Origin of the sequence: Streptomyces hyaluromycini, from assembly GCF_002217755.1 — a bacterium.
Lineage (GTDB): Bacteria > Actinomycetota > Actinomycetes > Streptomycetales > Streptomycetaceae > Streptomyces > Streptomyces hyaluromycini.
This window is the reverse complement of sequence record NZ_BCFL01000016.1, coordinates 1,020,743-1,041,678: the sequence shown is the minus strand read 5'-3', so window position 1 is coordinate 1,041,678 and position 20,936 is coordinate 1,020,743. Positions and strand designations below refer to the sequence as shown.

Below are 20,936 nucleotides of genomic sequence, written 5' to 3'. Positions count from 1 at the left end.
AGCGTATCGGTGCGGGCCGACAGGGGGCCGCTCACCTCACGCCGAGCACGATCATCAGCACCACCATGACCAGGGCCAGGAAGATGCCGAGCCGCCGGAGGGTGTTCTGCATGTCCTGCAGGTCCTTCGGCGGCTCGTCTTCGGGGTCCGACCACAGCATGTCACTAGCGTGGGGCTTGGCCGGGGTGGGCGCCTGAGTAGGGGTACTCAGATTGGTGCCCGGGGTTCCGCTTGGGTGCGCCCACGCGGCGGAGCCGCATATCGATACAGCCCCGCGCCCCTGACTTTGTTGCCCTTAGGCCGGCCAGTAAGTGCGGGTCCATGCGCTCGGGCTCGGCTGGGGCAGCCGTTGGCGGGCGATGCGGCCCGGGTCGGACCAGGCGTCCTTCGCTGCGGGAGTGCCGTCGGGGACGGCCGCCACGGCCGCTGCGCGTGCCCTGACGACCGCCAGGGCGGCGGCCAGCTCCTCCGGGGTCGGGTTGCCCCGTATGACCTTGATCGTCACAGCGGCTCCTTACAGGGGGATGTTGCCGTGCTTCTTCGGGGGCAGGGACTCGCGCTTGGTGCGGAGCTGGCGCAGGCCCCGTACGACGTGGCGCCGGGTGTCCGACGGCATGATGACGGCGTCGATGTAGCCGCGTTCGGCCGCCGTGTAGGGGTTGAGGAGGGCGTCCTCGTACTCCTGGATGAGCTGGGCCCGGGTGGCCTCGCCGGTTCCGGCGGCCTCGGCCTCGGCGATGGTGCGGCGGTGCAGGATGTTGACGGCGCCCTGGGCGCCCATGACGGCGATCTGGGCGGTGGGCCAGGCGAGGTTGAGGTCGGCGCCCAGGTGCTTGGAGCCCATGACGTCGTAGGCGCCGCCGAAGGCCTTGCGGGTGATGACGGTGATGAGGGGGACGGTGGCCTCGGCGTAGGCGTAGATCAGCTTGGCGCCGCGGCGGATGATGCCGTCGTGCTCCTGGTCGACGCCGGGCAGGAAGCCGGGGACGTCGACGAAGGTGATGACCGGGACGTTGAAGGCGTCGCAGGTGCGGACGAAGCGGGAGGCCTTCTCGCTCGCCTTGATGTCGAGGCAGCCGGCGTACTGCATCGGCTGGTTGGCGACGATGCCGACCGGGTGGCCCTCCACGCGGCCGAAGCCGGTGACGATGTTCGGCGCGAACAGGGCCTGTGTCTCGAAGAACTCACCGTCGTCGAGGACGTGTTCGATCACCGTGTGGATGTCGTACGGCTGGTTCGCGCTGTCCGGGACCAGGGTGTCCAGCTCGCGGTCCTCGTCGGTGACGGCGAGGTCGGCCTCCTCGGGGAAGACCGGGGGCTCGGAGAGGTTGTTGGACGGCAGGTACGACAGCAGCTGCTTGACGTACTCGACGGCGTCCTTCTCGTCGCCGGCCATGTGGTGGGCCACGCCGGAGACGGAGTTGTGGGTCCGGGCGCCGCCCAGCTCCTCGAAGCCGACGTCCTCGCCGGTGACCGTCTTGATGACGTCCGGTCCTGTGATGAACATGTGGGACGTCTGGTCGACCATGACCGTGAAGTCGGTGATGGCGGGGGAGTAGACCGCGCCGCCGGCGCAGGGGCCGACGACGAGCGAGACTTGCGGGATCACGCCGGAGGCGTGGGTGTTGCGGCGGAAGATCTCGCCGTAGGCACCGAGGGAGGCGACCCCCTCCTGGATCCGGGCGCCGCCGGAGTCGTTGATGCCGATGACCGGGCAGCCGGTCTTCAGGGCGAAGTCCATCACCTTCACGATCTTCTGGCCGTAGACCTCGCCGAGGGCGCCGCCGAAGACGGTGAAGTCCTGCGAGAAGACGGCGACGGGACGGCCGTCGACCGTGCCGTACCCGGTGACCACGCCGTCCCCGTAGGGGCGGTTCTTGTCCAGGCCGAAGTTGGTGGAGCGGTGCCGGGCGAACTCGTCCAGCTCGATGAAGGAGCCCTCGTCGAGGAGCAGCTCGATCCGTTCACGGGCCGTCAGTTTGCCCTTGGAGTGCTGCTTTTCGACCGCGCGCTCCGAACCGGCGTGTGTCGCTTCGTGGACACGGCGCTGGAGATCCGCGAGCTTTCCCGCGGTCGTGTGAATGTCGATCTCTTCCGGCTCGGACATCGGGATGCGGCTCCCTGCCTGCTCAAAAGGGGGGACGGTTACTCATCCGTAGCGTAGTGGGGCGCCTACCAAACGGCAGTGCGGCGTACAACACACCTAGGGTGACTTGCATGACGTCCCGAGATGCAGCAGATGCGAACAACAATCGTTGGTCCGACCTGGACCGTCCACCGCTGAACGCGGCGGGGCTGGGCAAGGCCCTGGTGCGGGACGGCGGCAACGGGGGCCTGTACCGCGACATCGAGGTCGTGGACCGCACCGGCTCCACCAATTCCGACCTCGTGGCGCGGGCCGTCGCGGGAGGCGTCGACGAGGGTGTGGTGCTGGTCGCCGAGGAGCAGACGGCGGGGCGTGGCCGGCTGGACCGGCAGTGGACGGCGCCGCCGCGCTCGGGTCTGTTCTTCTCGGTGCTGCTGAAGCCGGCCGAGGTGCCGGTGGCCCGCTGGGGCTGGCTGCCGCTGCTCACGGGGGTGGCGGTGGCGACGGGGCTGGCGCGGGCGGCGGGCGTCGACACGGCGCTCAAGTGGCCGAACGACCTTCTGGTCACCGTGGGTGACACGGAGCGCAAGACCGGGGGCATCCTCGCGGAGCGGGCCGGCGAGGACGGTGTGGTGGTCGGCGTCGGCATCAACGTCACGCTCCGTGCGGCGGAGCTGCCGGTGCCGCAGGCGGGGTCGCTGGCGCTGGCCGGGGCGGTGAGCACGGACCGGGAGACGTTGCTGAGGGCGGTCCTGCGGTCCCTGGAGGACTGGTACGGGCGCTGGCGCGAGGCAGGCGGCGATCCGGCCGCGAGCGGGCTCCAGGAGGCGTACGCGGCGGGGTGCGCGACGCTGGGGCGCTCGGTGCGGGCGGAGCTGCCCGGGGACCGGTCGCTGGTCGGGGAGGCGGTGGCGATCGACGGCGACGGGAGGCTGGTGATCGCCACGGGCGAAGGGGTTCAGGAGCCGGTGGGGGCGGGGGACATCGTGCACTTGCGGTCGGCGTGAGGGTGGTGCGGGTGGGCTGGGGCCGGGGGCGGGTTCGCTCACCGGCGCTGGCAGGGTGCCTCCCCCAGAGGGGGGATCCCCAGCGCCCACCCGTGCCGCCCTGCGGCACGCCTGTCCGCAGCTATGTAGGACGCGGCTGGGCAGTGCCCCGTAAGGGGCGCGGGGAACTGCGCGGCCAGCCCCCGCCCACCCGCACCCGGAACTCGACCCTTCACCCCTGAAGTCGGCTTACCTCACGAAGTGAGCTACCGCACAGCTGCCGTAGAGTTGAGGCCGGTCGGTATGCGACCGCGGTAGATCGGAAGGGCAGCAGGCGTGACCGTCGACGACACGGGCTCCGGCGCGGGCGCGGACGCCGCCGACTCCGGCGAGGATCCTCTCGCGCTGCGTCTCGAAGGCCTGATCCTCGGGGCGGAGCGCCGCTACACCCCCTTCCAGGCGGCCCGCAGCGCCGGTGTCTCCATGGAGCTGGCGTCGAGGTTCTGGCGGGCGATGGGCTTCGCCGACATCGGGCAGGCCAAGGCGCTGACGGAGGCCGACGTGCTGGCCCTGCGCCGGCTCGCCGGCCTCGTCGAGGCGGGGCTGCTCAGCGAGGCCATGGCCGTGCAGGTGGCGCGGTCCACGGGACAGACCACCGCCCGTCTGGCCGAGTGGCAGATGGATTCCTTCCTGGAGGGCCTGACCGAGCCGCCCGAGCCGGGTATGACCCGCACCGAGGTCACGTACCCGATCGTCGAACTGCTCCTGCCCGAGCTGGAGGAGTTCCTCGTCTACGTCTGGCGCCGCCAGCTCGCCGCCTCGGCCGGCCGGGTCGTGCAGGCCACCGACGACGAGGAGATGGTCGACCGCCGGCTGGCCGTCGGCTTCGCCGACCTCGTGGGGTTCACCCGGCTGACCCGGCGCATGGAGGAGGAGGAGCTCGGCGAGCTGGTCGAGGCCTTCGAGACCACCGCCGCCGACCTGGTGGCGGCCCGCGGCGGCCGGCTCATCAAGACCCTGGGCGACGAGGTCCTGTACGCCGCCGACGACGCCGGTATCGCGGCCGACATCGCGCTGCGCCTGGTCGAGACCATGGCGAACGACGAGACGATGCCGGAGCTGCGCGTCGGCATGGCCTTCGGCACGGTGACCACCCGAATGGGCGATGTCTTCGGCACGACCGTGAACCTCGCCTCCCGCCTCACCTCGATAGCGCCGCGCGACGCCGTGCTCGTCGACAGCGCGTTCGCGGAGGAGCTGATCCGGGTGAGGGAGGCGCCGGCCTCGGAGGCGGCCGCCGCGGAGGAGGCGGCGACCGCCGAGAAGGAGGGCGAGGAGCCCCCGTCGTACCGCTTCGCGCTCCAGCCGATGTGGCAGCGCCCGGTGCGCGGCCTGGGGGTCGTGGAGCCGTGGCTGCTCACCCGGCGGGAGGCTCCGCCGACCGCCCCGTGACCTCCGCGAGGCCGTCGGCGACTTCCCGCACATCCGGCGAGGCGTGCCCGGCCGCCCGCCGCACCGGCGCGGCGAGCACCTCCCGTGCCCGCATCGCCTCCAGTGCCTGGGCGAGCCTGCGGTAGGTGTCGTCGGCGTGCTCGTCGTCGGCCAGGCCCCCGGGCCTTCGGTGAGTTCCGTGCCCGCGGTCGGCCCTAGGGGCCGACGCACAGGCCGATGACCGGGACGCAGAGGCCGGGGTGGGCGGGGGTGGAGGGCTGGGGTGTGGGGGTGGCGGGGGGTGTGGTGCGGGGTGGTGCCGGGTTCGGCCGTGGGGTGGTCGAGGGGGCCGGTGTGTTCGGGGACTCGGGAATGGTGGTCGTGCCCGGGGTGGCTTGTGCGGTGGCCGGGGGCGTGGCCGGCAGGGGTACGAGGGTGGCGGCCGTCGTCGGTGCCGTGCTCACCCCGCCCGTCACCGAGGCCGGCGAGGGGCTCACCCGGGGGATGGTGGTGGCGGTGGCGACCGTGACGGCGGCGGGGGCCGGCCGGTCCGTCCCGGTGCCCGCATCCAGCCGGGGTTCGGCCTCGGCGGCGCCGGGGCCGCCGACGCCCGGATGGACGCTCACCCGGACGAGGCTCAGGGCCCCAGCGGCCAGCGCGATACCGCCGGCGACGAGCAGGACCCTGCGGGGGCGGGGGCGACGATGCCGGCCGCGGTGGCGGGGGGTGAAGAGGCGCGGGCCGGTCTGGGCGGTGTCCGTGGCGGGCCGGGCCGTGGGCGCCGGGCCGGTCCGAGCCGTCGGCTGGGTGGTGTCCGTGGCCGGCGTCGTCGGTACCGGCCGTGTCGGCCGTGTCGGCTCTGCGGCCGTGAGGTCGGTGTCTCGCGTCGGCTGCGTCGACGTCTCGGTCATCACGATCCCTCCCCGATGCGCTCGCGCCCCCGATGCGCCGCGGCGAGGGCACGTTATGCGCTCCCTTGGGGCGTGCGCCGGGAGTCTCCCGGGATGTCACTCGAACGGGGGTGTCCAGGCGGGCCGGTGCCCCTTTCCCCGGCCTGCCCCGGCTGCGATGATCGGGGAGTTAACAGGCGTTAACTCGTAGGCGAGTCGAGCGGAGGGTGACATGAGCGGGAGCGAGGAGCGGTACGGGGAGTTCGTGCTGGTGAGGCGGCACGGACACGTCGCGGAGCTCGTGCTGGACCGGCCCAAGGCGATGAACGCGGTGTCGATGGCGATGGCCTGCTCGGTCATCGCCGCGTGCGCTGCGCTCGGCGGCGACCGGGACGCGCGCGTGGTGGTGGTGACCTCGTCGCACGAGCGGGCGTTCTGCGTGGGCGCCGACCTGAAGGAGCGCAACGGGATGAGCGACGCGGAGCTGCTCCGGTCCCGGCCGCTGTCGCGCGGCGCGTACACCGGCGTGCTGGAGCTGCCGATGCCGACGATCGCCGCCGTGCACGGCTACGCGCTCGGCGGGGGCTTCGAGCTGGCGCTGTCCTGCGATGTGATCGTGGCCGACGGTACGGCCGTGGTGGGCCTGCCCGAGGTGTCGGTGGGCGTGATTCCGGGAGGCGGCGGCACGCAGTTGCTGCCCCGCCGGGTCGGAGCGGCCCGCGCGGCCGAGCTGGTCTTCTCGGCGCGCCGGGTGGAGGCGCCGGAGGCGCGTGCACTGGGCCTGGTCGACGAGCTGGTGGAGGCGGGGCAGGACCGGGAGGCTGCGCTGGCGCTGGCGGCCCGGATGGCGGCGAACTCGCCGGTGGGGCTGCGGGCGGCGAAGCGGGCGTTGCGGCTGGGCCATGGGCTGGACCTGCGGACGGGGCTTGAGGTCGAGGACGCGGCGTGGCGGACGGTGGCGTTCTCCGGGGACCGGGCGGAGGGCGTGGCGGCGTTCAACGAGAAGCGGTCGCCGCAGTGGCCGGGGGAGTGAGGAGCGGGTGGGCCGGGGCGGGGGGTGGGGACGCTTACCGGCGCTGGCAGGGTGCCGCCGCGCCCACCCGTGCCGCCCTGCGGCACGCCTGCCCGCAGCTATGTAGGACGCGGCTGGGCAGCGCCCCGTAAGGGGCGCGGGGAACTGCGCGAGCAACCCCCACCGGGCCGCAGGCCGCGACGACACACTCGCCCCGCAACACCTGTTCGCCGCCCCAATGTTCCGAATGTGCAGAATAATCCCTAACCTGGAGTGATGGGTGAGGACAACCGGCTCGCTGCCGTCGTGGCGCTGGCGCAGGGCATGGCTGCGGCTCACACCCCACGTGAGTGCTGGCACGCCGCCGCGGCCGGCGCCTGCCGTGCGCTGGACGGCAGCTTCGCCGCGCTCTCCGTCTGGGAGCGCGAACTCGGCCGGCTGCGGGTCCTGGTGAACGTCGGGGAGCGCGCCCCGGGCGAGGAGGAGTTCCCGGAGGCCGAGGCCTATCCGGTGCACCAGTTCCCGGAGATCACCGAGTTCCTCCACGAACGCTGGGCGGGCGGCGGCGGCCCCAACGCCTGGGTCGAGACGGCCGAGGGCGCCGCCGCCGGCCGCCCTGGTTACTCCCACCAGCGCGTCGCCGCGCTGCGCCGCCGGGGCCGCGGCTGCTGCCTGGTCGCCCCGATCGTGCTGCACGGCAGGGCCTGGGGCGAGCTGTACGTGGCCCGCGCCGCCCAGGCCTGCGTCTTCGGCCGTGCCGACGCCGACTTCGCCACCGTCCTCGCCTCCGTCGTCGCCGCCGGGATCGCGCAGACCGAGCAGTTGGAGGAGGCCCGCCGGCTCGCGTACACCGACGCGCTGACCGGGCTCGCCAACCGCCGTGCCGTCGACGTACGCCTCGACGAGGCGGTCGAGCAGCACCGTGCGGACGGGGCCGTGGTCAGCCTCGTCGTCTGTGACCTCAACGGGCTCAAGAAGGTGAACGACACCCGCGGGCACGCCGTCGGCGACCGTCTTCTCGAACGCTTCGGCTCGGTGCTGTCGCTGTGCGGGGCGATGCTCCCGGGTGCGCTCGCCGCGCGGCTCGGCGGGGACGAGTTCTGTCTGCTGGCGGTCGGGCCGTCGGCCGACGACGTGGTCAAGGCGGCCGACGAACTCTGCCGCCGGGCAGGGGAGTTGGAGCTGGGCGAGGGGGTCGCGTGCGGGGTCGCCTCGACCGCGGACCCGATCGGGCCGGTGCGCTCGGCCCGCCGGCTGTTCCGGCTCGCCGACGCGGCCCAGTACCGGGCGAAGGCGCTGCGCGCGGACCGGCCGGTGGTGGCCGGGCGGGAGGGGCCGGACGATCCCGTCGTACGGCTGGCCGACGCGCCGCCACCGGAGCGGGCCGAGCGGCGGAGCTTCCGTGGGCGCCGGGGACTGTGACATGCGAGCTGTGACGTACAAGTAAGGGGCAACCCCGCACCCCGCTAGTGACAGCGGGCGCATTCACTGCGTACGCTCCTGAATATGGATATGCACACTGTGGTGGTGGGGACGTCCGGTGTCACCGCGTCCGACGTTCTCGCCGTGGCGCGCGGCGGCGCCCGGATCGAACTCTCGGCGGAGGCGGTCGCGGCGCTCGCCGCGGCCCGCGAGATCGTGGACGCGCTGGCGGCCAAGCCGGACCCGGTCTACGGCGTCAGCACCGGCTTCGGCGCCCTGGCGACCCGGCACATCAGCCAGGAGCTGCGGGCCCAGCTGCAGCGCAACATCGTCCGTTCGCACGCGGCCGGCATGGGGCCGCGGGTGGAGCGCGAGGTCGTACGGGCCCTGATGTTCCTGCGGCTGAAGACCGTCTGCTCCGGACACACCGGTGTGCGTCCCGAGGTCGCCCAGACCATGGCCGACGTGCTGAACGCCGGCATCACCCCGGGCGTGCACGAGTACGGCTCCCTCGGCTGCTCCGGGGACCTGGCCCCGCTCTCCCACTGCGCCCTCACGCTCATGGGCGAGGGGGACGCCGAGGGCCCCGACGGCGTCGTCCGGCCCGCCGGCGAGCTGCTCGCCGAGCACGGGATCGCCCCCGTCGAACTGCGCGAGAAGGAGGGGCTCGCGCTCCTCAACGGCACCGACGGCATGCTCGGCATGCTGGTCATGGCCCTCGCCGACCTGGACATGCTGTACAAGTCCGCCGATGTCACGGCCGCGTTGAGCCTTGAGGGGCTGCTCGGTACGGACAAGGTGCTCGCGCCCGAGCTGCACGCCATCCGCCCGCACCCGGGGCAGGGTGACAGCGCCGCCAACATGCTCGCCGTGCTCCAGGGCTCCCAGCTGACCGGGCACCACCAGGACGACGCGCCGCGCGTCCAGGACGCGTACTCGGTGCGGTGTGCTCCGCAGGTCGCCGGGGCCGGGCGGGACACGATGGCGCATGCGCGGCTGGTGGCCGAGCGGGAGCTGGCGTCGGCCGTCGACAACCCGGTTGTGCTGCCTGGGGGCACCTCCCAGGCTTTCGGCACTGGGGGAGGCAGGGTGGAGTCGAACGGCAACTTCCACGGTGCGCCGGTCGCCTACGTCCTCGACTTCCTCGCCATCGCCGTGGCCGACCTCGGGTCCATCGCCGAGCGGCGGACGGACCGGCTGCTGGACAAGAACCGCAGCCACGGTCTGCCGCCGTTCCTCGCGGACGACGCGGGTGTCGACTCGGGGCTGATGATCGCCCAGTACACGCAGGCGGCGCTGGTGAGCGAGCTGAAGCGGCTTGCCGTTCCGGCGTCGGCCGACTCGATTCCGTCCTCGGCGATGCAGGAGGACCACGTGTCGATGGGGTGGTCGGCGGCGCGCAAGCTGCGGACGGCGGTGGGCAATCTGGCGCGGGTCATCGCCGTCGAGCTGTATGCGGCCACCCGGGCCATCGAGTTGCGGGAGGGCCTGGCACCGGCGCCGGCCTCGCAGGCGGTGATCGACGCGGTGCGCTCCGCGGGGGTGCAGGGGCCTGGGCCCGACCGGTACTTGGCTCCTGACCTCGCTGCGGCGGAGGAGTTCGTGCGGGGCGGGGGCGTTGTCGCGGCGGCGGAGAAGGTGACCGGGGCGCTGCGGTAGTTCGTCGGCCGCGGGTGCGTGGGGGCTGGTCGCGCCCACGCGGCGGCAGCCGCATATCGATACAGCCCCGCGCCCCCTGGTTTCTCCTCGCGCCCTCCTTGGAAGCGCGGGGCACGTGGTGCTCCCCAAGATGCGCAGTTCCTCGCGCCCCTTGGGTTTCTCCCCGCGCCCCTGTTCAAGGGGCGCGGGGAACTGCGCGATCACCCCAGCTTTGCCGACTGGGCCTTGATCACCGCCGTCGGCACTGTGTACGTCTTCCCGGTCATCATCGCGCCGATGTTCATGGTGAAGTACGTCGCGACCGTGTTGCCGTAGCGGACCACCTCCGCGTGCAGGGAGCCCTTGTCGCCGTCCATGTCGGTGGTCGCGGTGAAGGCGACCGACTCGTCGCCCAGTCCCGACGCCTTCGTGGGCGTCACCCTGGTGACCTTCTGTTCGTCGCCGGAGGCGCCGCCGGTGAAGCCGGTCGGGCAGTTCCCGAGGGCTGTCGAGACGGCCCGGAGGGCCTCCTGGGCGCCGTTCCCGTCGTACGACGACAGGTCGAGGGAGGTGATGTCCAGGTTCAGGGAGTCCTTGAGCGCGTTCTCGAACTTGCCGTCGGCCATGTCGTCGAGGGAGGTCGCGTCGTCGGTGGGGTCCTTCTTGTCCTTCCGCACCGTGCGGCCGATCTCGGTGGCCGGGGCGGCCGGGGCGAGGCCGGTGAGGACGTAGGCCAGCGGGCGGCACTTCGCGTCGCTGGACTTGATGGTGCTCCGGGCCGGCGCGGCCTCGCCGACCGGGTTGACCTTGTAGCCGTCCACCTCGCCCTGCGCGAGGATCCGCTGCTTCAACTCCCCGGTGCTCAGCGCCCTGACGGTGGACGCCTCCCGCGCGGTGCCCGCGGTGTCCTCGGAACTCCCGCCGGAGCAGCCCGCGATGAGGGCGAGGGACAGCGCGCCGCCGACGGCGAGGGCGCGGTTCCGCACGCCCGGTGATCTCTTCATGAGGGGACTGTGAGCCCCGGGTCAAAGGGCGGTCAAGTTATTTAAAATTCCAGCCGTTCCCGGCGGACCGAATAGGCGACGAAGCCCGCGCCGACGGCGAGGAAAAGGGTGCCGCCGACGACGTACGGCGTGGTGTCCGGGCTGCCGGTGTCGGCGAGTTGGGTGGCGTCCCCGGTCGCCTCGGAGGTGGCCTCGGACAGCGCCCGGGCCTGCTGGGTGATACGGGTCGCCGTACCCTCCGACGTGCCGGTTCTCGCCGGGGCGTCCTGTGACGCGTTGGCGGACGGGACGAACCACAGCGCGCACAGGAGCGTGCCTGCGGCGGTGGCGGTCAGCAACGGGCGGCGAGCGGATGACACGGAATATCGATCCCCTTGTGGCGCTGGCGAATTGGCCGTGTGGGGCGATGTTAGTGAAAATCGCGGGTCACGGGAAAGTCACGGGACGATTCGGCCGTACGCTCCCGCCATGAGCACTCCAGAGACATCACGATTTGTGCGGCTTCGGGTGGAGCTGGTCCTTGAGGTCGAGGACGCCGACGAGGTCACCAAGGCCGCACTCAGCCGGATCGCCGGGGATCCCGAGCTGCCGGCCGACGAGCGGGCACAGGCCGAGGTGGCTGTGACGGAAGACACCGCCGAGGCCCTCGCCTATCTCGTCGATCCGTTCGACCTGGTCAGCGAGGTGCCCGGGATCGAGCTCCAGCAGGCTTCCTGGTCCAGCGAGCCGATTTCCTATGATCCGGATTCGCCGGACTGGGATCTCGACGAGGATGATGACCGGCGCGACGACGAAGAAGAGGGCGGCATCGGCTGAGCGATCCGGGGAACCGGTGACCCCGGGCGGCGACCGCCGCCCGGGGTTTCGTCGTCTCAGAGGGCGCGCGGGCCCTCCCCTCCCGCATCGGCCGCCCCTGTGGACGTGGTGTGCCCCACAGATCCGAAGAATGTGGAACGGCACGACGCGGCCGTAGCGTTGGGCTTTCTTGACGGGGACTCTCGGTGTGTTCGCGGACTCGGCAACGATGGAGAAGCGTGTGATGACGGACAGTAAGCGGCGCAAGGGTCTGATGGCCGCGTCCGCACTGCTCGGCGGTGTACTGGTGCTCACGGCGTGTTCCGGCAGCGACGACAAGGCGTCCGGCAGCGGTGAGAGCTCGCAGTCCCAGGCGGACGCGGCGGCGGCCAAGAAGTCGTCCCAGGCCGACATCACGATCACGCCCAAGGACGGCTCGGACAACGCGTCCATCAACAACTCGGCCGCCGTCACCGTCAGCAAGGGCACTCTCACCGGCGTGACCATGACCACCGCCGACGGCACCGCGGTCGCCGGCACGCTGTCCGCCGACAAGACGAGCTGGAAGCCCGACGCCCAGCTGGAGCGGTCCACCACCTACAAGGTCGCCGCCGAGGCCAAGGACTCCGCCGGCCTGGTCGCCAGCGAGAACGCCTCGTTCACCACGGTCTCACCGTCCAACAGCTTCATAGGCACCTTCACCCCGGAGGACGGCTCGACCGTCGGCGTCGGCATGCCCGTGTCGATCAACTTCGACAAGCAGATCACCGACAAGGCCGCCGTCCAGAAGGGCATCACGGTCACCTCCAGCAGCGGCCAGGAGGTCGTCTGCCACTGGTTCTCCACCCAGCGCATGGACTGCCGCCCCGAGGACTACTGGAAGGAGAACTCCACCGTCACACTGAAGCTCGCGCTCGACGGTGTCCAGGGCGCCTCCGGTGTCTACGGCGTCCAGCAGAAGACGGTCACCTTCCACATCGGCCGCAACCAGGTCTCCTACGTCGACGCCAAGACCAAGGAGATGAAGGTCACCGAGGACGGCAAGACCATCAAGACCATCCCGATCTCGGCCGGTTCGCCGGAGCACACGACGTACGAGGGCATCATGGTGATGTCCGAGAAGTACAAGCAGACGCGCATGAACGGCACGACCGTCGGCTTCACCGACAACGACGGCAAGGCCGAGTACGACATCAAGGACGTGCCGCACGCCATACGCCTCACCAGCTCCGGCACCTTCCTGCACGGCAACTACTGGGGCGCCAAGTCCGTCTTCGGCGCCGTGAACACCAGTCACGGCTGTGTCGGCCTGTCCGACACCAAGGGCGCCAACGACACCACCACGCCCGCCTACTGGATGTACACCCACTCGATCATCGGTGACGTCGTGGTCGTCTCCAACACCGGCGACAAGACCGTGGCCCCCGACAACGGCCTCAACGGCTGGAACATGAACTGGACGCAGTGGAAGGCCGGTTCGGCCGTCTGAGCCACCCGCATCCCACACGCCGCACGGAAGGCGGCCGCCCTCGGGGCGGCCGCCTTCCGCGTTCCGCGAGCAGGGCCGGGATGCCGTCGGCGGTGACACCGCTGCGCGGCGGCATGCGGCCGAGGCGGCGGTTCGTCAGGCCGTGGGCGTGGTCGCGTGCCTGGTGCGCCAGGTCTGCTTCTTGGCCTGGTTGCCGCAGGTCTCCATCGAGCACCAGCGGCGGTTCCCCGGGCGGGATGTGTCGAGGAACCAGGCGGCGCAGTGCGGTCCGGAGCAGGCCCGCACCCGGTCCAGGGCGGGCGAGGTCGCCAGCGCGAGCGCGTCCCGTGCGATGTCGGCGAGGACCGCGCCCACCGGATCCGCGGCGGTCCAGGCCACCGTGCCGTCCGCGGCGAGCACCGGAACCGGGGGAGCCGCGGCCGCGGCCCGGTTCAGCAACTCCCGCTCCCCGGACGGGCAGCCGGCCGGGCCGGCGGGCGAGCGGGCCGCCGTCAGCAGCGCGTACACCGCCTCCCGTACCGCCTGTGCCCCGCGGAGCACGTCAGGGGCCGGGGCCGGGACGGCCGTGCCGTCGGGATAGGGGCCCAGCTGGGCGACCCAGGCGGTCAGGGCCTCGGGGGTGTCCAGTTCCTCGGTGGCGCCGTCCATGCCGCGCAGCCGGAGCGTGCGCATGAAGTCCAGGCAGATCCGGCCCGCGCCGCTACGGAAGCGGGGGGCCGTGGGCGCGGGCGTGTCGGGCATGGCAACCACCCTACTGCGGAACCGGTTTTACTGGTACCGTCGATGAACCGGTTAAAGCGGTTCCCTGTGGAGTTCGCGGCTCCGCCCCTCTTCCCCGTCTCTGTCCCCTTCCTCGCCAGAGGTGTGCCGTGTCCGCTGGGCCTCTTTCCCCCTCGCCGCCGACGCTGAGCCGGCGCCTGATCCTGCTGCTCTCCGTCGCCTGCGGCGTCGCGGTGGCCGACATCTACTTCCCGCAGGCGATCAGCCCGCTCATCGCCGACGACCTGCACGTCTCCCCGGAGTCCGCGGCCGTCGTGGTCACCTGCGCCCAACTCGGTTACGCGGCCGGCATCTTCCTGCTGGTCCCGCTCGGCGACCGGCTGCGCCACCGCGGCCTGGTCACCGTCCTGCTGCTGGTGACCTGCGCCGGTCTGGTGCTCGCGGGCACCGCCACCGCCCTGCCGGTCCTCGCCGTCGCCGGCGCCCTGGTCGGTCTGACCACCGTGGTCCCGCAGATCCTCATCCCCATGGCGGCCGGCCTGACCGCGCCGGAGCGCCGCGGCGCGGTCACCGGCACCCTGCTGTCGGGCCTGATCGGCGGGATCCTGCTGGCCCGCGCCTTCTCCGGCACTCTCGGCGAGTGGCTGGGCTGGCGCGCCCCCTACCTGGTCGCCGCCGGCCTGGTGCTCGTCCTCGCCCTGGCCCTGGCTGTCGCGCTCCCCGCCACCACGCCGAGCACCGACCAGCCCTACCCGGCGCTGCTCGCGGCCTCCCTGCGCCTGCTGCGCACCGAGCCGCAGTTGCGCCGCTCGGCCCTCAACCAGGTGCTGGTGTTCGCCGCCTTCAGCGCCGCGTGGACCGCCCTCGCGCTGTACATCACCGGCCCGGCCTGCCACCTGGGCACCCCGGCCGTCGGCGTGCTCGCCCTGGTGGGCGCGGCCAGCATGTTCGCCACCCCGGTCGCCGGGCGCCGCACCGACCGTCAGGGCCCCGACGCCGTCAACCTGGTGTGCATGGTGGGCGCCATCGCCGCCGGCGCCCTGCTGCTGACCGGTCAGTTCGGCGGCCCCGTCGGCCTGGTGGGCCTGGGCGCGGGCATGCTCCTGCTCGACGTGGCCATGCAGTCCGGCCAGGTCGCCAACCAGGCGCGCATCTTCGCGCTCCGCCCCGAGGCCCGCGCCCGTCTCAACACCGCGTACATGACCTGCGCGTTCCTCGGCGGCAGCGCCGGTTCATGGCTGGGCGTGCGCGCGTACTCCGCCTTCGGCTGGAACGGCGTCTGCGGCCTGGTCATGATCCTGGCCGGTCTGGCCCTCCTCCGCCACGTGCTGCGCGCCCGTCCGACCGCGGCCGCGGCGCCGGAACAGGTCACCGCCGCCGGCTCCGCCCCCGCCGCCGGTCCGGACGGCGTGCCCGCCGCCCGCTGACAGCCCGGTGCGGGGCCATTCCTGGCCTCCGTACAGCCTTCTCATGCATCTCTTATTTAGGCCTTATCGAGCCATCACGGTGCGTCCCTACCTTGCGGTCATGTTCTTCACCTACCTGAGGCGCGAACTGCGCCGCCGCAGAAAGGCGGCTCTCGTCGTCGCCTCCGGCCTCGCGCTGGGCATCGCACTGGTCATCGTGGTCAACTCCGTGTCCAACGGCATGGGGAAGGCGCAGGACAAGGTCCTCCAGTCGCTGTACGGCCTGGGTACGGACATGACGGTCACCAAGGCCGCGTCGGCGTCCACGAGCGCCTCCCAGCGGCCCCGCTTCAACTTCGACGCGCAGAACAACGGCTCGTCGAGCACGCAGAGCAGTGACCGCGTCATGGTGCAGGGCTTCACCACCCTCGCCTCCACCACCGTCACCAAGGTCGGCGACCAGAAGGGCGTCGCGACCGCGGTCGGCGGGCTGAACCTCAACGTGGTCAAGATCAGTGGCCAGTTCACCCGGGGTCAGTTCCAGCAGAACCAGGGCTCCGGCAGCACCGGCGGCACCCGCGGCGGCGGTGGCACCGGAGCGCCGCAGGGTGAAGTCCAGGGCGGCGGCGCCAACTTCGACGTCAACTCGTACACGGTCTACGGCACCGACGTCACCCAGACCGCGGTCGGCCCGCTGACCTCGTCGAAGATCACCAGCGGCCGTACCTTCAAGACCACCGAGACGAACTCCAAGGTGCTGGTCGCCGACTCGGCGTACGCCAAGGAGAAGAAGTACAAGGTCGGTTCGACCGTCACCATCAACAAGGTCAAGTTCACGATCATCGGCATCGCGACGGCCGACAGCGGTGACGCGGCGGCCAACCTGTACATGCCGCTGAAGCAGGCGCAGACGCTGGCCGACGAGAAGAACAAGGTCACCACGATCTACGTCAAGGCGACCGACTCCAAGCAGATCTCCTCGGTGAAGAAGACCATCCAGAGCAACGTCTCGGGTACGACGGTCACCACCTCCGCCGACCTCGCGGACACCGTCTCCGGCTCGCTGTCCACGGCGTCCTCGCTCGCCACCAACGTCGGCAAGTGGCTGTCCATCGCGGTGCTCGTGGCCGCGTTCCTGGTCGCCGGCCTGCTCACCTCCTCGGCGGTCTCCCGCCGCGTCCGTGAGTTCGGCACGCTGAAGGCGCTGGGCTGGAAGTCCGGCCGGGTCACCCGGCAGGTCATCGGCGAGGCCATGGTCAACGGCCTGGTCGGCGGTGCGCTCGGGATCGGGCTCGGTCTGGTCGGCGCGTACGTGGTCACCGCGATCAGCCCCACGCTGGACGCCTCCGTCGGCAGCGGCGGTGGTGGCGGCACCGGTGGCGGCGGCTTCGGCGGCGGCGGTGGTGGCGGCGGCTTCGCCGGCGGTCCCGGCCGGCAGGCCGCGAAGACCCTGGAGGTCGCCCTCACGGCTCCGGTCAGCGTGACGACGATCGCGCTGGCGGTGGGCCTCGCGGTGGCCGGCGGCCTGATCGCGGGCGCGTTCGGCGGCTGGCGCGCATCAAGGTTGCGGCCGGCGGATGCACTTCGGCGCGTCGAGTAGCTGACGTCGGCTGTGGCTGGGGTGGGGGTGGGGACGCTCACCGGCGCTTGCCGGGTGCCGCCCGCGCCCACCCGTGCCGCCCCAGCGGCACGACTGCCCGCGGCTGTACGAGCCACGGCCACCCGACCGCCCCACCCCGAACACCCTCCAGGAGCCACCATGTACGAACTCAGAAACGTCACCAAGCTCTACACGCGCGGCAAGGACACCGTCCGGGCCCTCGACGGCATCGATCTCACCATCGCCGACGGTGACCGCCTGGTCATCCAGGGGCCCACGGGCGGCGGCAAGTCCACCCTCCTGCAGATGCTGGGCGGCCTGGACCGGCCGACGTCCGGTGAAGTCGTCCTGGACGGCACCGACCTGGCCAAGCTCTCCGAGAGCAAGCTGACCCGGGTCCGCAGCGAGAACATCGGCTTCGTCTTCCAGTCCTTCAACCTCATCCCGACGCTCACCGCCCAGGAGAACGTCGAGACCGCCCTCGTCCCGCTCGGCGTCAAGACCAAGGAACGGCGCGAACGCGCCGCCGAGGCGCTGACGTCGGTCGGTCTCGGCGAGCGCCTCGGCCACCTGCCCGGCGAGATGTCCGGCGGCCAGCAGCAGCGCGTCGCCATCGCCCGGGCCCTCGTCAAGCAGCCCAAGGTGCTGCTCGCCGACGAGCCCACCGGCAACCTCGACGAGGGCATGCGCGACGAGATCATGGACGTACTGGAGAGCATGTGGAAGGAGCACGGGCTGACCTTCATCATGGTCACCCACGACTCCGCGATCGCGAAGAAGGCCCCGCGCCTCGCGACCATCCGCAAGGGCAAGATCACCGTCAAGGAGAACGCCGGCGCATAACACCGGCGCGCCGTGTACAACCGCGCGGTTGTGTAACGGTGTTCACCCCGGCGCGTAACAGTTGGCCCGCACTCTTCTTACCGGCCTCTCATCTCTTGAGCCCGCTGATCACCCCCCGGCATACTCCGTATTCCGGGGGGTTGACGTATGTGCGTACGGGACTGCCCCCGGCCGGGTGAACGGGGAATTCGCCCGGCACATCGTCTCCTGGGGGAGTCTTGCGCAGACAAGTGAAAAGAGCTGCCGCGGCCACCGTGGCCACCGCAGCAGCCGTCGCGCTCGCCGCGGGCATGACCAGCCCGGCATCGGCGAAGCCGGAACAGCGCGCCGCCACGGCCGCCGCTGCCTCTTCGCTCACCGCCAAGCACCACGTCACCCTGATCACCGGCGACCGGGTCGCCCTGGACGCCAAGGGCCGCGTCGTCGGCCTGGAGCGGGCCAAGGGGCGCCAGCACATACCCTTCCGGATCAGCAAGGTCGACGGGCACACCCTCGTCGTCCCCGGTGACGCCGTCCAGCTGGTGGCCTCCGGCAAGCTGGACCAACGGCTCTTCGACGTCACCGAGTTGAACAAGGCCGCGACCCGCAAGGCGCAGAAGAACGGCCTCAAGGTCATCGTCGGCTACAGCGGTGCCGCCACGGCCACCAAGGCCGACGTCCGGGACGCGGGCACCCTGCGGCACAGCCTCAAGACGCTCAACGCCGACGCCGTGCAGACCCCGGTCAAGGACACGCCCGAGCTCTGGGACGCGGTCACCAACGGGGACAAGGCCGCCGCCGGCATCGCGCACGTCTGGCTCGACGGCGTCCGCAAGGCCAGCCTGGACAAGTCCGTGCCGCAGATCGGCGCGCCCACGGCCTGGAAGGCCGGCTACAACGGCAAGGGCGTCAAGATCGCCGTCCTGGACACCGGTGTCGACACGACCCACCCGGACCTCAAGGACCAGGTGATCGAGTCCAAGAACTTCAGCGCGGCCGCCGACGCCTCGGACCACTTCGGCCACGGCACGCACGTCGCGTCCATCGCGGCGGGCACCGGCGCCAAGTCGCACGGCAAGTACACGGGTGTCGCGCCCGGCGCGAAGATCCTCAACGGCAAGGTCCTGGACGACACCGGCTCCGGTGACGACTCCGGCATCCTCGCCGGCATGGAGTGGGCGGCGGCCGAGGGCGCCGACATCGTCAACCTCAGCCTCGGGGGCTTCGACACCCCCGAGATCGACCCGCTCGAAGCCGAGGTCAACAAGCTCTCCGAGCAGAAGGGCATCCTGTTCGCGATCGCCGCGGGCAACGAGGGCCCCGAGTCGATCGGTTCGCCGGGCAGCGCCGCCGACGCGCTCACCGTCGGCGCCGTCGACGGCAACGACAAGCTCGCCGACTTCTCCTCCACCGGCCCCGCCGCCGACGGCTCCATCAAGCCGGACGTCACCGCGCCCGGCGTCGACATCACCGCGGCCGCGGCCAAGGGCAGCGTCATCGACCAGGAGGTCGGCGAGAACCCGCCCGGCTACCTGACCATCTCCGGTACGTCGATGGCGACCCCGCACGTCGCGGGTGCCGCGGCGATCCTCAAGCAGGAGCACCCCGACTGGGGCTACCAGGATCTGAAGGCGGCCCTGACCGGCTCCGCGAAGGGCGGCAAGTACACGCCGTTCCAGCAGGGCTCGGGCCGGATCGCCGTCGACAAGGCCATCAAGCAGACCGTGCTCGCCGACCCGGTGTCGGTGAACTTCGGGGTGCAGCAGTGGCCGCACACCGACGACACCCCGGTCACCAAGCAGCTGACCTACCGCAACACCGGCACCAAGGACGTCACCCTCAGTCTCGCGGCGACCGCCACCGACCCCAAGGGCGCGGCGGCCCCGGCCGGCTTCTTCAAGCTCGGCGCGACCAAGGTGACCGTCCCGGCGGGCGGCACGGCCGCCGTCGACGTCACCGTCAACACCAAGCTGGGCGGCACCCTCGACGGCGCCTACTCGGCGTACGTCACGGCGACCGGCGGCGGACAGAGCATCCGCACGGCGGCCGCGGTCACGCGCGAGGTGCAGTCGTACACCGTCACCGTCAAGCACATCGGGCGCGACGGCAACCCGACCGGTGTCTACGCCACCGACCTCGCGGGCTACTCGGGCCTCGGCAACGGCCGCGACTACGTCGTGCCGGTCTCCGACTCCGGGACCGCCAGCTTCCGGGTGCCGAAGGGCACGTATCTGCTGGACGCCTGGATCGCCAAGGACTTCACCACCTTCGACGGCGGTCTGGACTGGCTGGTCAACCCGAAGCTGAGCGTCACCAAGGACCTCACGCTCACCATCGACGCCCGCACCACCAAGGCCGCCGACATCACCGTGCCGGACGCCCAGGCCACCCCGCACTCGGCGACCGTCGACTACATGTACGACCCGGCCGGCATCGGGTTCGGGGTCGGCTTCGACACCTTCGCCGACATCCGGCTCGCACCGCTCGGCGGTGAGGTCGCGAGCGGTCTGACCCAGACCTGGAGCGGCCAGTTCACCAAGGGCGCCGACGAGGAGTACGACGTCGCCACCAGCGCCCAGGTCAAGAAGATCCAGGGCGACAAGGTCCGGCACTTCAAGACCGGTGAGCTCGCCACGGTCAAGAACGCCGTCGGCGCCTCCGCCTCCAACAAGAGCGGCTCGGTCGCGCCGTGGGGTGTGGTCGGCGAGGACCTCGTCATGGGCGACGCGGTGGAGCAGAAGCTGCCCGGCACCCGCACCTTCCACGTCTCCACCGTGGACAACGCCCAGTGGGCCTTCGACGCCATGCAGTACTCCGGCCACGACCCCCAGGGCCTGCCGATCATCGACGCGTACTACACGCTGGGCAACCCGAGGACGTACAAGGCCGGCAACTCCTACCGGAACACCTTCAACACGGCGGTCTTCGGCCCGCACCTGACGTCCGAGTACGGCCTGTACCGCGACGGCAACCAGATCTTCGGCATCGTCCCGCTGTTCTCCGACGGCGCCAAGCACGCCGGATCCTCCGACTTCCTGTCCGTGAACACCACTCTGTACCGCAACGGCACCAAGGTGGGCTCCAACAAGGACCCGCTGTTCGGTGACGGCGTCTTCAACGTGCCGTCCGGTGACGCCGAGTACAAGCTGACCACCTCGGTCATCCGCTCGGTCAAGGTCGCCGCCGCCTCCACCCGGATCGACGCGAGCTGGACCTTCCACTCGAAGAAGCCGGGCAGCAGCACCGTGCTGGCCCAGCTCCCGGCCTCCACCGTCCACTTCGGCGCCAAGACCGGCCTGGACAGCCGCGTCGAGGCGGGCAAGAAGGTCACCTTCCCGGTCACCGTCGAGGGCGCGGCCGCCGGCCGCAACCTGAAGTCCCTCGCGGTCTGGGTGTCGTACGACTACGGCCAGACCTGGAAGAAGCTGACGGTCAGCCACGGCAAGATCACCGTCAAGAACCCGGCCAAGGGCAAGGCCATCTCGTTCCACGCCAAGATCGCCGACAAGAAGGGCAACAAGTCGACGATCTCCATCTACAACGCGTACTACGCCAAGTGAGCGCGTCGGTCGCCGAGTAGAACCCCAGCGAGCGGCCCGTCGGAAGCGCGGCTTCCGGCGGGCCGTTCTCCATGC

18 protein-coding genes are annotated in these 20,936 nt (G+C 71.4%); 11 read left to right on the top strand and 7 right to left on the bottom strand.

Going from position 1 to position 20,936, the window contains the following annotated elements; all coding sequences use genetic code 11:
• Nucleotides 1-31 precede the first annotated feature (31 nt).
• From mmpB to SSP29_RS04735, 3 genes are all read right to left on the bottom strand, one after another.
• A complete protein-coding gene (gene mmpB, locus SSP29_RS60865; protein ID WP_089099171.1) occupies nt 32-160 on the bottom strand; it encodes a morphogenic membrane protein MmpB in 129 nt (42 codons plus the stop codon).
• 135 nt (nt 161-295) lie between these two features.
• A complete protein-coding gene (locus SSP29_RS04740) occupies nt 296-505 on the bottom strand; it encodes an acyl-CoA carboxylase epsilon subunit (protein ID WP_089099170.1) in 210 nt (69 codons plus the stop codon).
• A 9-nt stretch (nt 506-514) separates the two neighbouring features.
• The gene (locus SSP29_RS04735) at nt 515-2,107 is read right to left on the bottom strand and encodes an acyl-CoA carboxylase subunit beta (protein ID WP_089099169.1); all 1,593 of its coding nucleotides are present in this window, start codon (nt 2,105-2,107) and stop codon (nt 515-517) included.
• Between the two features lie 110 nt (nt 2,108-2,217).
• Between SSP29_RS04735 and SSP29_RS04730 the strand changes: the two genes are divergently transcribed.
• Together SSP29_RS04730 and SSP29_RS04725 are read left to right on the top strand one after the other, a co-directional pair.
• The gene (locus SSP29_RS04730) at nt 2,218-3,093 is read left to right on the top strand and encodes a biotin--[acetyl-CoA-carboxylase] ligase (RefSeq protein ID WP_089099168.1); all 876 of its coding nucleotides are present in this window, start codon (nt 2,218-2,220) and stop codon (nt 3,091-3,093) included.
• 315 nt (nt 3,094-3,408) lie between these two features.
• A complete protein-coding gene (locus SSP29_RS04725; protein ID WP_089099167.1) occupies nt 3,409-4,524 on the top strand; it encodes an adenylate/guanylate cyclase domain-containing protein in 1,116 nt (371 codons plus the stop codon).
• Nucleotides 4,525-4,718: 194 nt separating this feature from the next.
• Here the strand turns inward: SSP29_RS04725 and SSP29_RS04720 are convergent, their stop codons facing one another.
• Entirely contained in the window at nt 4,719-5,414 is a 696-nt protein-coding gene (locus SSP29_RS04720; RefSeq protein WP_150133551.1) for a hypothetical protein, read from the bottom strand.
• A 211-nt stretch (nt 5,415-5,625) separates the two neighbouring features.
• Here SSP29_RS04720 and SSP29_RS04715 point away from each other — a divergent pair, with 211 nt between their 5' ends.
• The 3 genes from SSP29_RS04715 to hutH all read left to right on the top strand — a co-directional run bounded on the left by SSP29_RS04715 (nt 5,626) and on the right by hutH (nt 9,486).
• A complete protein-coding gene (locus SSP29_RS04715) occupies nt 5,626-6,426 on the top strand; it encodes an enoyl-CoA hydratase/isomerase family protein (protein ID WP_089099166.1) in 801 nt (266 codons plus the stop codon).
• Between the two features lie 255 nt (nt 6,427-6,681).
• Entirely contained in the window at nt 6,682-7,827 is a 1,146-nt protein-coding gene (locus SSP29_RS04710; protein ID WP_089099165.1) for a GGDEF domain-containing protein, read from the top strand.
• A 90-nt stretch (nt 7,828-7,917) separates the two neighbouring features.
• A complete protein-coding gene (gene hutH / locus SSP29_RS04705) occupies nt 7,918-9,486 on the top strand; it encodes a histidine ammonia-lyase (RefSeq protein WP_089099164.1) in 1,569 nt (522 codons plus the stop codon).
• Nucleotides 9,487-9,686: 200 nt separating this feature from the next.
• Here hutH and SSP29_RS04700 read toward each other — a convergent pair whose 3' ends face one another.
• Nucleotides 9,687-10,469: a hypothetical protein gene (locus tag SSP29_RS04700; protein ID WP_089099163.1), complete on the bottom strand. Its 783-nt coding sequence runs from the start codon at nt 10,467-10,469 to the stop codon at nt 9,687-9,689.
• Nucleotides 10,470-10,510: 41 nt separating this feature from the next.
• The gene (locus SSP29_RS04695) at nt 10,511-10,828 is read right to left on the bottom strand and encodes an LAETG motif-containing sortase-dependent surface protein (RefSeq protein ID WP_089099162.1); all 318 of its coding nucleotides are present in this window, start codon (nt 10,826-10,828) and stop codon (nt 10,511-10,513) included.
• Between the two features lie 109 nt (nt 10,829-10,937).
• On the opposite strand from SSP29_RS04695, the gene SSP29_RS04690 reads away from it, so the two are divergent.
• Together SSP29_RS04690 and SSP29_RS04685 are read left to right on the top strand one after the other, a co-directional pair.
• A complete protein-coding gene (locus tag SSP29_RS04690) occupies nt 10,938-11,285 on the top strand; it encodes a hypothetical protein (RefSeq protein WP_150133549.1) in 348 nt (115 codons plus the stop codon).
• Nucleotides 11,286-11,508: 223 nt separating this feature from the next.
• Nucleotides 11,509-12,753: a L,D-transpeptidase gene (locus SSP29_RS04685; RefSeq protein ID WP_245883012.1), complete on the top strand. Its 1,245-nt coding sequence runs from the start codon at nt 11,509-11,511 to the stop codon at nt 12,751-12,753.
• A 135-nt stretch (nt 12,754-12,888) separates the two neighbouring features.
• Here SSP29_RS04685 and SSP29_RS04680 read toward each other — a convergent pair whose 3' ends face one another.
• Nucleotides 12,889-13,494, bottom strand: a complete 606-nt coding sequence (locus tag SSP29_RS04680; RefSeq protein WP_089099160.1) for a CGNR zinc finger domain-containing protein — start codon at nt 13,492-13,494, stop codon at nt 12,889-12,891.
• Between the two features lie 128 nt (nt 13,495-13,622).
• Between SSP29_RS04680 and SSP29_RS04675 the strand changes: the two genes are divergently transcribed.
• The 4 genes from SSP29_RS04675 to SSP29_RS04655 all read left to right on the top strand — a co-directional run bounded on the left by SSP29_RS04675 (nt 13,623) and on the right by SSP29_RS04655 (nt 20,861).
• Entirely contained in the window at nt 13,623-14,900 is a 1,278-nt protein-coding gene (locus SSP29_RS04675) for an MFS transporter (protein WP_150133547.1), read from the top strand.
• Nucleotides 14,901-15,000: 100 nt separating this feature from the next.
• Complete coding sequence (locus tag SSP29_RS04670; RefSeq protein WP_089099159.1) at nt 15,001-16,479, top strand: ABC transporter permease; 1,479 nt, start codon at nt 15,001-15,003, stop codon at nt 16,477-16,479.
• 159 nt (nt 16,480-16,638) lie between these two features.
• Nucleotides 16,639-17,322 (top strand): ABC transporter ATP-binding protein, encoded by a 684-nt coding sequence (locus SSP29_RS04665; RefSeq protein ID WP_089099158.1) that lies wholly within the window; start codon nt 16,639-16,641, stop codon nt 17,320-17,322.
• A 290-nt stretch (nt 17,323-17,612) separates the two neighbouring features.
• The gene (locus SSP29_RS04655; protein WP_089099157.1) at nt 17,613-20,861 is read left to right on the top strand and encodes a S8 family peptidase; all 3,249 of its coding nucleotides are present in this window, start codon (nt 17,613-17,615) and stop codon (nt 20,859-20,861) included.
• Nucleotides 20,862-20,936: the final 75 nt, after the last annotated feature.